Below are 12,818 nucleotides of genomic sequence, written 5' to 3' on the forward strand. Positions count from 1 at the left end.
TCCGTGGGGCGTCGCGCAGGGGCCCCGACGCCGTACGAGCGCCACCACCGAGCAGGTCAGAGCGTGCGGCCCATGAGCACGTCGTCGACGTAGGCGCCCTCCAGCAGGAACTCCTCGGGCAGGATCCCCTCCACCACGAAGCCCTCGGACTCGTACAGCTTGCGGGCGGGGGTGTTGTGCCCCAGCACGCGCAGGGTGAGCCGGCGCGCCCCCTGCCCCCGGGCCTCCTCCTGCGCGGCCCGCAGCAGAGCCCGGCCGACCCCCGCGCCGCGCGCCTCGTCGGACACGACGAGCCCCTGGATCTGGCGGACGTGGGCGTTGCAGGCGAGGGAGGTCGGGTATGCCAGCCGGATGTAGCCGACGAGGGTCCCGGCCAGTTCCGCGACGAGGTGGTCCCGCGGCCCGAACCGCTCGTTGTAGAAGGGGTCGTACGGCGGCCGGGGGCGCGGCTGGACGGAGTGCAGCGGGGACCAGGCCTCGCGGTCGAGGCGGCCCAGCGTCTCCTCGTCGTCGGGGGCGGCGCGGCGTATGTGGGGTGTGTGGGGTACCGGCATGACGGTCACCCTAAGTCGGAGCACCGACGGACCCCGATCGGGCCGGAGTGGGACGGCTGAGCGAGGATGGCGCTCATGACAGGTTCGCGAATCGCGGTGGCCGGTGCGTCCGGTCTGATCGGCGGTGCTCTGGTGCGGTCCCTGACCGCGGACGGGCACGAGGTGGTGCGTCTGGTCCGCCGGGCGCCCCGGACGCGGGACGAGGTCCGGTGGGACCCCGCGGGGAAGTACGTCGACCCGGCCGGGCTCGCCGGGTGTGACGCCGTGGTCAACCTGGCCGGGGCGGGTGTGGGCTCGCGCCGCTGGACGGACGCGTACAAGGCGAAGATCCGGGACAGCAGGGTGCTGGGCACGGCCGCCCTCGCCGAGGCGGTCGCGTCCCTGGACGAGCCGCCGCGGGTCTTCGTGAACGGCAGCGCGATGGGCATCTACGGCGAGACCGGTGACCGGCCCGTCGACGAGGACGCGCCGCCCGGGGAGGGTTTCCTGCCCGAACTGTGCGTGGAGTGGGAAGGCGCCACGGCACCGGCCCAGGAGGCGGGCGTACGGACCGTGTTCACTCGAACGGGTCTGGTGGTGGCCCGGCAGGGCGGGGCCTGGGGGCGGCTGTTCCCGCTGTTCCGTGCGGGGCTCGGCGGGCGGATGGGCGACGGGCGGCAGTACTGGTCGTTCGTCTCGCTGCACGACGAGGTCGCGGCGATCCGGCATCTCATCGACACCGACGGCCTGTCCGGGCCGTTCAACATCACCGCTCCGCGGCCGCTGACGAACGCTGAGATCACCGCGGCGATGGGGCGGGTGCTGCGCCGGCCGACCCTGTTCGCGGTGCCCGCGCCGGTGCTGCGGATCGCGCTCGGGGAGATGGCCGGGGACGTCCTGGGCAGCCAACGGGTGTTGCCGATGCGGCTGTTGGAGTCGGGGTTCACCTTCGCGTTCCCGGAGATCGAGGAGGCGATCCGGGCGGCCCTGTGACATCTGCGATCGAATGCGACCGTCGTGCGACCGTGCCCTGTCGATGCGCGACTGTCCCCGACCGATCACGGCCCTACCCTCGACCCGAACTCGGGTAATCCTGAAGCCAGTTGGAGGCAGGACGTCTCCACCGGCCGCGCAACCTCGAGGAGGGGCACGTGCTTGAGCCCGCGTACCAGGTGGACGTCGTGATCGTGGGGGCCGGCGTCGCCGGGCTCTCCGCGGCGCATCGACTGACCAGCGCCGGAGTGACGACCGCGGTGCTGGAGGCCGCCCCATGGGTCGGCGGCCGCATGTCGACGGAGAAGGTCGACGGCTTCCGGCTCGACCGCGTCGGACAGCTGCTGTCCACGGCGTATCCCGACCTACGGCTGACGCCAGGGCTGGACGCCCTGGTGCTGCGCCCGTTCGCCCCGGGTGTCCTGCTGCACAGCGACGGACGCCACCACCGGGCGGCCGCCCTCGCCCACCCTGGGGGCGCAAGGGGCGCACTCCATACGGTGCGCGCCCTGGCAAGCGCCCCCAGGCCGTCCGTGGCGCCGAAGGGCCGGGTACTGCCGCGGCAGGCCTCCGCGTCCAGGGACTGGGGTGATCCGGCGCCGGCCGCCGCGCCGCGAGGTCGGGGGCTTCCTCGGCCGGGCACCCCGTCGAGGGGCCGGGCGGGTTCTCGGCCCGTCGGCGCTCCCGGCGCCGTCCGCAACGCCCCCCGCGGCACGTCCCCGCTCGGCACCGCCGTCGACCAGGCACGGCTCGGCGCCGCGCTCACCCGGATCGGGGGGCTGCCGGTCGAACGGCTGCTGAGCCGGCCCGAGTTGCCTGCCGGACAGGCCCTCGCGGAACGCGGGGTGCCCGCCCGCACGATCGACGGCTTCCTGCGCCCGCTGCTCGCCGCCCTGCTGTGCGACCCGGAGCTGACCACGTCCAGCCGGTGCGCGGACCTCGCGCTGCGGGCCTTCGCCCGGGGGCGCCTGTGCGTGCCGGAGGGCGGTGCCGAGGCGCTGCCGGAGCTGCTCGCGCGGACGCTGCCCGCGGGCACCGTGCGGACCGGTGTCCGGGTCACCTCGGTCTCCACGACCTCGGTGAGGACCGCCGAGCACGGTGAGATCCGCTGCCGTGCGGTGCTCCTGGCGACCGACGCGCGGGCCGCGGCCGGGCTGCTCCCCGGCCTGCGGGTGCCGGAGTTCCACCCGGTGACGGTGGTGCACCACTCGGCGGACGAGCCGCCGGCCACGGGGGCGTCCCTGCTGCTCGACGCGGACCGGGGCGGCCCGGTCGCGCACACGGCGGTGGTCAGCCGGGTCGACCCGTCGCGCGCACCGGCGGGCCGCACCCTCGTCTCCTCGACGGTCCTGGGACGGCCCCCGGCCGACCTCGACGCCGCCGTACGCACGCATCTGGCACGCCTGTACCGCACCTCCACCCGGCGCTGGGAGACGCTCGCCGTCCACCACACCGCCGAGGCGGTGCCCGCCATGCGGCCGCCGCACGACCTGCGCCGTCCGGTACGGCTGCTGGCGGGCCTGTACGTGTGCGGGGACCACCGCGACACCAGCACGGTCCAGGGCGCGCTGCACTCGGCCCACCGGGCGGCGGCGGCGATCCTGGCGGATCTCGGGTCGGCCGGTTCACTGCACAGGGCCGACCCGCTGCCGACCGCCCGAGCCGCCTAGCGGGAGGTCAGCCGAGCGCCGCCACCTTGTCCCGGTAACCCCTCACCGGCGCCGCGTCCTTGTACGGCTCCAGCCTCCGCTCGAAGTCCCGTACGTACTCGATCGCCCGGACCGAGCGCATCTCGACCGCCGCGCCGGCCGCCTCGGCGCCGAGGGCGCAGGCCTGGTCGAGTTCGCCGAGGCCGAGGCGGGCGGAGGCCAGGACGACCCGGCTGAAGAGGCGGCTGCGGGCGTAGGTGGGGGCGCGCAGTTGCAGGGAGCGTTCCGCGTGCTGGGCGGCCGCGCGGAACTGCTGGAGGTCCCGGTGGCAGTGCCCGAACTCGTCGGAGAGCTGCGCCTCGTCGAAGAACCGCGCCCAGTGCGGGACCTCGTCGGCGGGGCGGGCGGCCTCCAGCGCGCGTTCGGCCCGCACCAGGGAGGCGGTACAGGACCGCACCTCGCCCAGGACGCCATGTGCGCGTGCCTCGACGGCGTGCAGCAGCGCCTGGACGAGTGGCGGGGCGTTGGTCCCGACGCCCTGCTGCGCCACCCGGGCGAGCTGCACGGCCTCCCGCCCGTGCCCGAGGTACACGGCCTGCCTGCTCATCGTGACCAGCACATAGGAGCCGTACGCCCGGTCCCCGGCCGCCTGCGCGAGGCGCAGCGCCTGCACGAAGTAGCGCTGGGCGAGACCGTGCGCCGCGATGTCGTACGACGTCCAGCCCGCGAGCCTGGTCAGGTCGGCGGCGGCGGCGAACAGCCGGCGGCCGGTCTGCTCGCCGTAGGTGCCGCGCAGCATCGGCTCGCACTCGTGCTCCAGGTAACGCACGAGGGCCTGCCGGGCGTGGCCGCCGCCGTACATGTCGTCGAGGGAACGGAACAGCTCGCCCACCGAGCGGAGGGCGGAGATGTCGCCGCCGGTGACCTTGTGGCCGGGGCCGCGCTCGGCATGGCCGCGCTGCCGCGGGACGGCCGGGCGGCCCTGCGGGGCCACCCGGAGGGGCATCTCGCCACGGGTCACCCGGTCGTCGGGGCGGCCGATCAGCCAGTCCCGGCTCGGCACCACCAGCCCCGCCGGGGTGAACGCGATCTTGCGGAGCTCGGCGTGACTGCCGGAATCCTTGCGCCACAGCCCGCTGACGATGTCGACGGCCTCCTCCGGGGAGGCCGCGAATTCGAGGCCCGCGTAGACCGGTGCACACGCGTCCAGCCCGAGGTCCTGGGCGGAGAGCCTGCGGCCGAGGCGACGGGTGAAGACCTCGGCGATCAGCGCGGGGGTGGTGCCGCGGGGCTGCTGCCCGCGCAGCCACCGGGTCACGGATGTCTTGTCGTATCTGAGGTCCAGCCCGTGTTCGAGACCGAGCTGGTCCACTCGCCGGGCGAGACCCGCGTTGGAGAACCCCGCTTCTGCGATGAGCGCGGCGAGCTGGCGGTTGGGAGTGCGCTGCGCGGGTCGTTCCGTCATCTGCGGTGCGGTCTCCTGCCTTCGGGCCTCGCGGCGGCCGCTGCGGTGCCTGCGTTGCCCGGATTGCCTGTGAGCAGCCCTTATGGCCTCTGCGAACGGCGCGAATGTAGCGGAGAGTGAGGAGTCGATCGCACACTTCGATGTTCGTTCATCCGATCGTGTGAGGATTGGCCATCGGGCTGACGTCCGGTTGCCGGTCGTACAGTGGCGTAGGCACGCCTCGTGCCTTACGACCTTCTAGGGAGGCGCTTGTCGTGAGTGGGTTGCGGTTCGTCCGCATGGGGTTCGGTGCGGACCTGGTCGACTACCAGGAGGCGTGGGACGAGCAGCGCCGGGTGCATGCCGCCCGATTCGCCGACGAGGTCCCCGACACCGTGCTGCTCCTCGAACACCCGCCGGTCTACACGGCCGGCCGGCGCACGGCGGACAACGAACGACCGCTCGACGGCACCCCGGTCGTCGACGTCGACCGCGGCGGCAAGATCACCTGGCACGGCCCGGGCCAGCTGATCGGCTACCCGATCCAGAAGCTCCCGCGTCCGGTCGACGTGGTCGCGCACGTACGACGTCTCGAAGAGGCCCTGATCCGTACGTGCGCGGAGTTCGGCCTGGAGACCACCCGCGTCGAGGGCCGCAGCGGGGTGTGGCTGCTCGGCGAAGCCCGACAAGCGGCAGCGCAGGGCCCGCAGCTCGGCGGACTGTCCCTGGACTTCGACCCGCGTCTGCACGACGAGGAGTTCGACCCCCGCATGAACGGCCCCGAGTACGCCCCGTCCAACGCGGGCCAGCGCCGCGAGGACCGCAAGATCGCGGCGATCGGCATCCGCGTGGCCAAGGGCGTCACGATGCACGGCTTCTCGTTCAACGTGAACCCGGACAACAAGTGGTTCGACAAGATCATCCCGTGCGGCATCCGCGACGCGGGCGTCGCCTCCCTCGCGGACGAGCTCGGCCGGGACGTGACGATCGACGAGGTGCTGCCCGTCGTCGAGCGGCATCTGAAGGACGTACTCGAGAACGCGGAACTGAAGCCGCGGGAGATCGAGAAGGCGACCGCCTGAGCCCGGGAATGGGCCCCGCAGTGCGGCCCCAGTCCTGGGGGCGGCCTCACGTGTAGGGCACAACAAGCACGGGCGTACGCTGGTGTACACCGAAGAATCGAAGATTACTCAGAGCAATCAGCAGGGAGCCGATGTGTCCGCAGTCGCACCCGACGGACGCAAGATGCTGCGCCTGGAGGTCAGGAACGCCCAGACCCCCATCGAGCGCAAGCCCGAGTGGATCAAGACCCGGGCGAAAATGGGTCCCGAGTACACCAAGATGCAGAACCTCGTGAAGAGCGAGGGCCTGCACACCGTTTGCCAGGAAGCCGGCTGTCCCAACATCTACGAGTGCTGGGAGGACCGCGAGGCGACCTTCCTCATCGGCGGCGACCAGTGCACCCGGCGCTGCGACTTCTGCCAGATCGACACCGGCAAGCCCGAGGCCCTGGACCGCGACGAGCCCCGACGGGTGGGCGAGTCCGTGGTCACCATGGACCTGAACTACGCCACCATCACCGGTGTCGCGCGCGACGACCTGGAGGACGGCGGCGCGTGGCTCTACGCCGAGACCGTGCGTCAGATCCACCAGCAGACGGCGGACCGCGAGACCGGCCGCACCAAGGTCGAGCTCCTCGCCCCCGACTTCAACGCCGTCCCGGAGCTGCTCCAGGAGGTCTTCGCCTCCCGGCCCGAGGTCTTCGCGCACAACGTCGAGACGGTCCCCCGGATCTTCAAGCGCATCCGCCCCGGCTTCCGCTACGAGCGCTCGCTGAAGGTCATCACCGAGGCCCGCGACTACGGCCTGGTCACCAAGTCGAACCTGATCCTCGGCATGGGCGAGACCCGCGAGGAGGTCAGCGAGGCGCTCCAGCAGCTGCACGACGCCGGCTGCGAGCTGGTCACCATCACGCAGTACCTGCGTCCGAGCGTGCGCCACCACCCCGTGGAGCGCTGGGTCAAGCCGCACGAGTTCGTGGAGCTGAAGGAGGAGGCCGAGCAGATCGGCTTCTCCGGCGTGATGTCCGGCCCGCTGGTCCGGTCCTCGTACCGCGCCGGTCGGCTCTACCGGATGGCCGTCGAGCAGCGTGAGTCGGCCGCTCCGCAGCGAGGCGCCTCCTACGTCGCCTCGCAGGCCGTGTGACCTGCGCGACAAACCGACGCCCACCCCTGCCCGGCAGCGAGTGAGGCAAGCGTGTGAATTCGCGCACAAGTAGCTACCGGCCAGTAACGGCCGATTCGACGCGGTCCTGACCGTTCTCGCAGATGAGGACGCCCATCAGGACCGCGTCGGCTTGCGAGGTCCACGCATCAAGGTTTCATTGGTGTTTGACCGGCTGGTCATGCCCTGGTAACACCAATCAGTGACCCTGTCTTTACACCACGTGCACCCGTACCCGAAGCGGTATCAAGGGGGACCTCCATCATGCAGGCCGCGCCCGTTCGCGCCACAGCGATTCCTTCGTTCACCGACGCGCTCCGCGTCGTCGAATCCCTGCTCATGAGCAGCGGCCAGCGCACCGCTCGCCGCAACGCCTGGACGTCCGTGCTGGAGGACCGCCGCCGCGCCAAGGACAGGGTCGAGGCGCAGCGTGTCCTGGAGCAGACCTTCGCCGTCCGTCCCTGACACACCCCTTTCGCCGTCCCGCGGGCACTGCCGTCGTCGGCGCTTGTGGGGGCACGTAGACTTCGTGCCATGGCGAGGAAGGACACGGCAGCGAACGCTGCGGACCCCGGGCGACTCAAGCAGATCGCTCTGACCTACAAGATGACTCGCAAGGCCGACAAGAAGATCGGTCTTGTACTCGCGGCTGTCGGAATCGTCACCTTCGGTGTCTTCCTCGCGATCGGTTTCTTGATCGGTCACCCCGTATATCTCGGCATCCTGGGCCTCCTGCTCGCCTTCCTCGCGTCGGCGATCGTGTTCGGGCGCAGGGCCGAGAGGGCAGCCTTCGGGCAGATGGAGGGACAGCCGGGCGCCGCGGCGGCCGTACTGGACAACGTCGGCCGGGGCTGGTCGACGACCCCCGCGGTCGCGATGAACCGCAGTCAGGACGTGGTGCACCGGGCGGTCGGCAAGGCCGGCATCGTGCTGGTCGCCGAGGGCAACCCGAACCGGGTGAAGAGCCTCCTGGCCGCCGAGAAGAAGAAGATGAACCGCATCGTGGCCGATGTGCCGGTGCACGACCTGATCGTCGGCACGGGTGACGGCCAGGTCGACCTGAAGAAGCTGCGCACGACGATGCTGAAGCTTCCGCGCGTACTCACCGGTCCCCAGGTCACCGCGACCAACGACCGGCTGCGGGCGCTGGGCGACCTGATGAGCAACATGCCGCTGCCGAAGGGGCCGATGCCCAAGGGCATGAAGCTCCCGAAGGGCGGGCCCAAGGCCCGCTGACTGCCTCCCACGTCAGAAAGGGGGCGCCCGGATCACTCCGGGCGCCCCCTTTGTCGTTCTGCTCGACCGTCCTTCTTGGTCGCTCTTCTTGCGTCCTTCTTGCTCGTCCTCCGCCATACGAGGAGTACGGCTGTCGGATACGACGGTCAGATCCGTACCTCGACCGTGCGGGCCAGCCGGTCGTGCAGGCCGCGGCCGTCGCGGTCCCAGATCAGGGCGGGGACGGCCAGGCACAGCAGGGCCGTGCGGAGCAGCCCGCGCCAGGGATTGACCCTGCCGGTGTCCTGGGCGACCACCCGCACGCCGAAGAGGCGCTTGCCCGGGGTGAAGCCGACGGTACCGACCGTGAGGGCACCCATCACGAAGAAGACCAGCAGCGCCCAGTTGGAGGTCGTCTGGTCATAGCTCTGAGTGATCAACTGGGATGCAATCAGGACGCTCATCGCCCAGTCCGCCACCAGCGCCCCGAGGCGCCGCCCCGGGCGCGCGATCGACCCCGGCCCCTCCTCCGGCAGTCCGAGGTCCTCGCCCCGGTATCCGAAGGCGACACCGGCCTGCTCGGCGGTCGCGCGGGGCCCCGAGAGCCACGAACCGATTGCTTCCCTCTTGTCCACGCGTACACCGTACTGCGCCCGTTTCGCGATACGGACAGGTGGGGTTGGAGTGGGCCGCGTCCGGTTAACTTGTGCGAAACAAATGGGTCACGCCTGAGAAATCACCCGTCCCTAGGGTCGACGACAGCGTGTGCCACCGCACTGGCCGCACGAACGAACTACCACCCCGGCTCGACCGTCGGGAGTAGGAGGAGCTGGATGTTCCAGAACGCCGACGAGGCCAAGAAGTTCATCGCGGACGAGGGCGTCAAGTTCGTCGACGTCCGCTTCTGCGACCTGCCAGGCGTGATGCAGCACTTCACGCTGCCCGTCGAGGCGTTCGATCCGGACGACGAGCTCGCCTTCGACGGCTCGTCGATCCGTGGCTTCCAGGCCATTCACGAGTCCGACATGGCGCTGCGCGCGGACCTGTCGACCGCCCGCGTCGATCCCTTCCGCCGCGACAAGACGCTGAACATCAACTTCTTCATCCACGACCCGATCACCGGCGAGCAGTACAGCCGTGACCCGCGCAACGTGGCGAAGAAGGCCGAGGCCTACCTGGCGTCGACCGGTATCGCGGACACCGCGTACTTCGGCCCCGAGGCCGAGTTCTACGTCTTCGACTCCGTCCGCTTCGCGACCAGCGCGAACGAGTCCTTCTACCACATCGACTCCGAGGCGGGTGCCTGGAACACCGGCGCCGTCGAGGACAACCGTGGTTACAAGGTCCGCTACAAGGGCGGCTACTTCCCGGTCCCGCCGGTCGACCACTTCGCAGACCTGCGTGCGGAGATCTCCCTGGAGCTGGCCGCCTCCGGTCTCCAGGTCGAGCGTCAGCACCACGAGGTGGGCACCGCCGGCCAGGCCGAGATCAACTACAAGTTCAACACGCTGCTCGCCGCGGCCGACGACCTCCAGCTCTTCAAGTACATCGTGAAGAACGTGGCCTGGCGCAACGGCAAGACCGCGACCTTCATGCCGAAGCCGATCTTCGGTGACAACGGCTCGGGCATGCACGTCCACCAGTCGCTGTGGACGGGTGGCTCCCCGCTGTTCTACGACGAGGCCGGTTACGCGGGCCTGTCGGACACCGCCCGCTACTACATCGGCGGCATCCTCAAGCACGCTCCGTCGCTGCTGGCCTTCACCAACCCGACGGTGAACTCGTACCACCGCCTGGTGCCGGGCTTCGAGGCCCCGATCAACCTGGTGTACTCGCAGCGCAACCGCTCCGCGGCCATGCGTATCCCGATCACCGGTTCCAACCCGAAGGCCAAGCGCGTCGAGTTCCGTGCGCCCGACTCCTCCGGCAACCCGTACCTGGCGTTCTCCGCGCTGCTGCTGGCGGGCCTGGACGGCATCAAGAACAAGATCGAGCCGGCCGAGCCGATCGACAAGGACCTGTACGAGCTGGCTCCCGAGGAGCACGCGAGCGTGGCGCAGGTCCCGACCTCCCTGCCGGCCGTCCTCGACCGCCTCGAGGCCGACCACGAGTTCCTCCTCCAGGGCGACGTCTTCACGCCGGACCTGATCGAGACGTGGATCGACTTCAAGCGCACCAACGAGATCGCGCCGCTGCAGCTGCGTCCGCACCCGCACGAGTTCGAGCTGTACTTCGACGTGTGATATCGCCCCAGGTCAGAGCGGGTAACCGTGCTCCTGGGCCGCCTGTGGGCCGTCGGCCGCTCCTCTCTCAGCGAAGAGGGGGGCGACCGACGGCCCAAACTACCTCGGCGGAGTCGCGGATGGGTGCATAGGTGGTCATTCTGGTCATATGACCACACCGCCCCCAGCGAACCCTATAAACCCAGATGTCACAAAGCGCGTGGAGTACCTCTGGGAAGAACTCCGTGACGAGCGCGCCAACCAGTACGCCAGCGTGGACGCCATCCATGTGGTGTGCACGGCTCTGGTGGGTTTCCAAAGTGTTCTGCTGACGCTCGTGCCCAGCGTCGGACTAGCGATTGGGTGGCGTCTGGCGTCAATGATCGCTCTGTCTCTAAGCGTCGCGGTCTTCCTCTGGACGCTCCTTAGGAGACCTCCTGGCGTCCCCAAGCAGTGGTGGCAAAGGAGTGGCGGAACCCTTACCACGATCGATCCTAATCACCTCGCGACACTGATCCAGAAACCATCGGACGATGTACTCCTGCGGCTCTACCGTGCGGAACGCGCAATGGTGAAACAGAACCTGCTGTGGCTGATCAAACCGAAGCGCGTACTGATGAACCTAGGCGCATACTTGTTCGTGGTGGCCCTCTTCATCTTGGGACTGGGTTCTGTCATCGAGTGGTCCGGAGGCAAGTAGAAAATGAGTACTCTGTTCACGATGCCAACACATGAACGCCGGCACTTCCGGGCAAACGCAGACGCCAGGGCCGAGCAGGCCGCAGAACAGCTTGACGCGGAAGCCACCGAGGAGCAGACCGAGTGGGTCACTCTCCCTGATGGCTCTCGAGAAATGCTCGTGCTGCCACCAGCAGACGACCTGATCACCTACCTTGGTGCCCCAACAAGCGACGACGATGATTAGACCGTCGCCGCGATCCATGCATCGCTACGCTTCACCCAGCGCTTGATCCACGGCCTTGCGCGCTCGCGCCTGGCTATTGGGCATGAGGTGCGTATACGTCCGCAAGGTGAACCCTGGATCGGCGTGACCCAGGAACTCGGCAAGCGCTTTCACGCTCTCCCCCGCGTCCAGAAGCACTGACGCATAGTAGTGCCGTAGGGCATGCATGCCGTGATCGCGTGACTGTGTGAACTTCTCACCCGGCAACCGCTCCGGAATAACGCCAGCGGAGACCAATGCCGGTTTCCACAGGTACATGTTGAAGTAGTTCCGGTTCAGCGCCTTACGCTCCCGCGAGTAGAACAGCAGCTTCGCTGTGACCGGTGGCCCGTCCGGGGTCTTCCACGGCAAGGTGACGTCGATAGGGGGCCGACGGGTGATGTGCGCGGCAAGCGCATCCGACACCACGTCGGGAAGCGGAACGTCTCGCAGCTTGCCGCCCTTGGGTGGGGCGAACACCATCTGTGGGCCGACCAGCTTGACCTGTCGCATGACGTGCACCACTCCCCCGACGAAGTCGACTTCGTCGACGGCCAACCCGAAGATCTCCCCCTGCCTCAGACCGCACCCAGCCCCGACGTCGACGGCCGTCGCGTACTGGCTCGGAAGTCCGCCCCGGACGGCGACCACCCGATCACGCGTCCACGGCTTGATCTTCCGCCGGTCCAGCTTGGGCGCCCGTACGGAGCCTGCACGGCAGGGATTCCGGGTCAGAATGCCGTCATCCACGGCGGCGCCGAACACGGCGGAGACGTTGGCGAAGACAGTCCGCTGATACGAGGGTGCCATGCCGGAGTCTGCGAGGGCCCGTGCCCACGTGCGGATATGGCCGGGTTGGAACGCGCTCAGGGAGCGAGAACCGATGTAGGGAAAGGCGTGCAGCCGGAACCTCAGCTCCATGTTCACGATGGTGGAAGGGTCCGTGGTCTGGGATGCCAGCCATTGAGTCGCGAACTCCCTGAACGTCTCCTTGCCGGCCGACGGGTCGATGTACTGGCCTCGGGTCATGTCAGCCGCGATCTGCGTCAGCCAAGCCTCCGCGAGACGCTTCTGTTTGTCCGGGAACGACTTGCTGCGCTCGCTTCCGTCCGGAGCGACGTAGCGGGCCCTGTAGCGCAAGCCCGTGCCGTAACGGTCGGTCTTTGTCCTGATCGTCTTGCCGTTGGATGCCGTCTCGGTCTTGTACCAACGGTCTTGGATGTGGCCAGCCATACGGCGGCGGTCCTCTCGACATGCAGCAGGGAGAGACACCCGCGGCGGCTCTCCCTGCTGTCTGGGGCGTGGTTGGCTACGCAGCGCCCTGGCAGGCGCTCTTGCGCTGCATGACGTAGGCGCGCACATCGGCTGGGTCGTAGCGGAGGTGCTTACCGATACGGAACCCGGGGGGTCCGGTGCGCTTCCTGCGCCACTGGTAGACGGTTTCGAGCGGCACGCCGAACATGTCGGCGATGTCGTCGGGGGTGAGGTACCGGTCGGGGAGGCCGCCTCGGAGAGTGGCGAGGGGCGCGGGGGCTATCGGCTTTGCCATATGGACTCCAGGGGGGAGGGCGAGGCCGCGTTGTCCGAGGTGCGGAT

At 69.4% G+C, this 12,818-nt stretch carries 14 protein-coding genes; 9 read left to right on the forward strand and 5 right to left on the reverse strand.

The features are described 5' to 3' along the window. Nucleotides 1-56 precede the first annotated feature (56 nt). Nucleotides 57-554, reverse strand: coding sequence for a GNAT family N-acetyltransferase (locus OHA64_RS13090; protein WP_405612379.1), 498 nt, complete (start codon nucleotides 552-554; stop codon nucleotides 57-59). A 75-nt stretch (nucleotides 555-629) separates the two neighbouring features. On the opposite strand from OHA64_RS13090, the gene OHA64_RS13095 reads away from it, so the two are divergent. Together OHA64_RS13095 and OHA64_RS13100 are read left to right on the forward strand one after the other, a co-directional pair. Continuing rightward, nucleotides 630-1,526 carry a TIGR01777 family oxidoreductase gene (locus OHA64_RS13095; RefSeq protein ID WP_405612381.1) on the forward strand — a complete coding sequence of 299 codons (897 nt, stop codon included), beginning with the start codon at nucleotides 630-632 and terminating at the stop codon, nucleotides 1,524-1,526. A 158-nt stretch (nucleotides 1,527-1,684) separates the two neighbouring features. After that, nucleotides 1,685-3,196: an NAD(P)/FAD-dependent oxidoreductase gene (locus tag OHA64_RS13100; RefSeq protein ID WP_405612383.1), complete on the forward strand. Its 1,512-nt coding sequence runs from the start codon at nucleotides 1,685-1,687 to the stop codon at nucleotides 3,194-3,196. Between the two features lie 7 nt (nucleotides 3,197-3,203). Here OHA64_RS13100 and OHA64_RS13105 read toward each other — a convergent pair whose 3' ends face one another. Then, nucleotides 3,204-4,640: a regulator gene (locus tag OHA64_RS13105; protein WP_405612385.1), complete on the reverse strand. Its 1,437-nt coding sequence runs from the start codon at nucleotides 4,638-4,640 to the stop codon at nucleotides 3,204-3,206. 254 nt (nucleotides 4,641-4,894) lie between these two features. On the opposite strand from OHA64_RS13105, the gene lipB reads away from it, so the two are divergent. The 4 genes from lipB (at nucleotide 4,895) to OHA64_RS13125 (ending at nucleotide 8,078) form a co-directional block, all read left to right on the forward strand. Further along, entirely contained in the window at nucleotides 4,895-5,701 is an 807-nt protein-coding gene (gene lipB, locus OHA64_RS13110) for a lipoyl(octanoyl) transferase LipB (protein WP_405612387.1), read from the forward strand. Between the two features lie 133 nt (nucleotides 5,702-5,834). After that, nucleotides 5,835-6,824, forward strand: a complete 990-nt coding sequence (lipA, locus tag OHA64_RS13115) for a lipoyl synthase (protein ID WP_405612389.1) — start codon at nucleotides 5,835-5,837, stop codon at nucleotides 6,822-6,824. A gap of 282 nt (nucleotides 6,825-7,106) precedes the next feature. Further along, nucleotides 7,107-7,307, forward strand: coding sequence for a hypothetical protein (locus OHA64_RS13120; RefSeq protein WP_405612391.1), 201 nt, complete (start codon nucleotides 7,107-7,109; stop codon nucleotides 7,305-7,307). Nucleotides 7,308-7,376: 69 nt separating this feature from the next. Beyond that, complete coding sequence (locus OHA64_RS13125) at nucleotides 7,377-8,078, forward strand: DUF4191 domain-containing protein (protein ID WP_405612393.1); 702 nt, start codon at nucleotides 7,377-7,379, stop codon at nucleotides 8,076-8,078. Nucleotides 8,079-8,224: 146 nt separating this feature from the next. Here the strand turns inward: OHA64_RS13125 and OHA64_RS13130 are convergent, their stop codons facing one another. Further along, a complete protein-coding gene (locus OHA64_RS13130) occupies nucleotides 8,225-8,692 on the reverse strand; it encodes an RDD family protein (RefSeq protein ID WP_405612395.1) in 468 nt (155 codons plus the stop codon). A 198-nt stretch (nucleotides 8,693-8,890) separates the two neighbouring features. Between OHA64_RS13130 and glnA the strand changes: the two genes are divergently transcribed. The 3 genes from glnA to OHA64_RS13145 all read left to right on the forward strand — a co-directional run bounded on the left by glnA (nucleotide 8,891) and on the right by OHA64_RS13145 (nucleotide 11,204). Further along, complete coding sequence (gene glnA, locus OHA64_RS13135) at nucleotides 8,891-10,300, forward strand: type I glutamate--ammonia ligase (RefSeq protein ID WP_405612397.1); 1,410 nt, start codon at nucleotides 8,891-8,893, stop codon at nucleotides 10,298-10,300. Between the two features lie 148 nt (nucleotides 10,301-10,448). After that, a complete protein-coding gene (locus tag OHA64_RS13140; RefSeq protein WP_405612399.1) occupies nucleotides 10,449-10,979 on the forward strand; it encodes a hypothetical protein in 531 nt (176 codons plus the stop codon). 3 nt (nucleotides 10,980-10,982) lie between these two features. Next, the gene (locus OHA64_RS13145; protein ID WP_405612401.1) at nucleotides 10,983-11,204 is read left to right on the forward strand and encodes a hypothetical protein; all 222 of its coding nucleotides are present in this window, start codon (nucleotides 10,983-10,985) and stop codon (nucleotides 11,202-11,204) included. 24 nt (nucleotides 11,205-11,228) lie between these two features. On the opposite strand, the gene OHA64_RS13150 is transcribed toward OHA64_RS13145, so the two are convergent. Both OHA64_RS13150 and OHA64_RS13155 read right to left on the reverse strand, forming a co-directional pair. Continuing rightward, complete coding sequence (locus tag OHA64_RS13150; protein ID WP_405612403.1) at nucleotides 11,229-12,455, reverse strand: tyrosine-type recombinase/integrase; 1,227 nt, start codon at nucleotides 12,453-12,455, stop codon at nucleotides 11,229-11,231. A 76-nt stretch (nucleotides 12,456-12,531) separates the two neighbouring features. Then, nucleotides 12,532-12,771, reverse strand: a complete 240-nt coding sequence (locus OHA64_RS13155) for a helix-turn-helix domain-containing protein (protein ID WP_405612405.1) — start codon at nucleotides 12,769-12,771, stop codon at nucleotides 12,532-12,534. Between the last annotated feature and the right edge of the window lie 47 nt (nucleotides 12,772-12,818).

Source organism: Streptomyces sp. NBC_00076 (genome assembly GCF_045041235.1).
Classification (GTDB): Bacteria; Actinomycetota; Actinomycetes; order Streptomycetales; family Streptomycetaceae; genus Streptomyces.

Bases quoted from the DNA above. Each gene is read 5' to 3' on its own strand.
- OHA64_RS13145 (WP_405612401.1), top strand. From the start codon at position 10,983: ATGAGTACTCTGTTCACGATGCCAACACATGAACGCCGGCACTTCCGG.
- OHA64_RS13120 (WP_405612391.1), top strand. From the start codon at position 7,107: ATGCAGGCCGCGCCCGTTCGCGCCACAGCGATTCCTTCGTTCACCGAC.
- OHA64_RS13125 (WP_405612393.1), top strand. From the start codon at position 7,377: ATGGCGAGGAAGGACACGGCAGCGAACGCTGCGGACCCCGGGCGACTC.
- OHA64_RS13090 (WP_405612379.1), bottom strand. From the start codon at position 554: ATGCCGGTACCCCACACACCCCACATACGCCGCGCCGCCCCCGACGAC.
- OHA64_RS13140 (WP_405612399.1), top strand. From the start codon at position 10,449: ATGACCACACCGCCCCCAGCGAACCCTATAAACCCAGATGTCACAAAG.
- OHA64_RS13155 (WP_405612405.1), bottom strand. From the start codon at position 12,771: ATGGCAAAGCCGATAGCCCCCGCGCCCCTCGCCACTCTCCGAGGCGGC.
- glnA (WP_405612397.1), top strand. From the start codon at position 8,891: ATGTTCCAGAACGCCGACGAGGCCAAGAAGTTCATCGCGGACGAGGGC.
- OHA64_RS13105 (WP_405612385.1), bottom strand. From the start codon at position 4,640: ATGACGGAACGACCCGCGCAGCGCACTCCCAACCGCCAGCTCGCCGCG.
- OHA64_RS13095 (WP_405612381.1), top strand. From the start codon at position 630: ATGACAGGTTCGCGAATCGCGGTGGCCGGTGCGTCCGGTCTGATCGGC.
- OHA64_RS13150 (WP_405612403.1), bottom strand. From the start codon at position 12,455: ATGGCTGGCCACATCCAAGACCGTTGGTACAAGACCGAGACGGCATCC.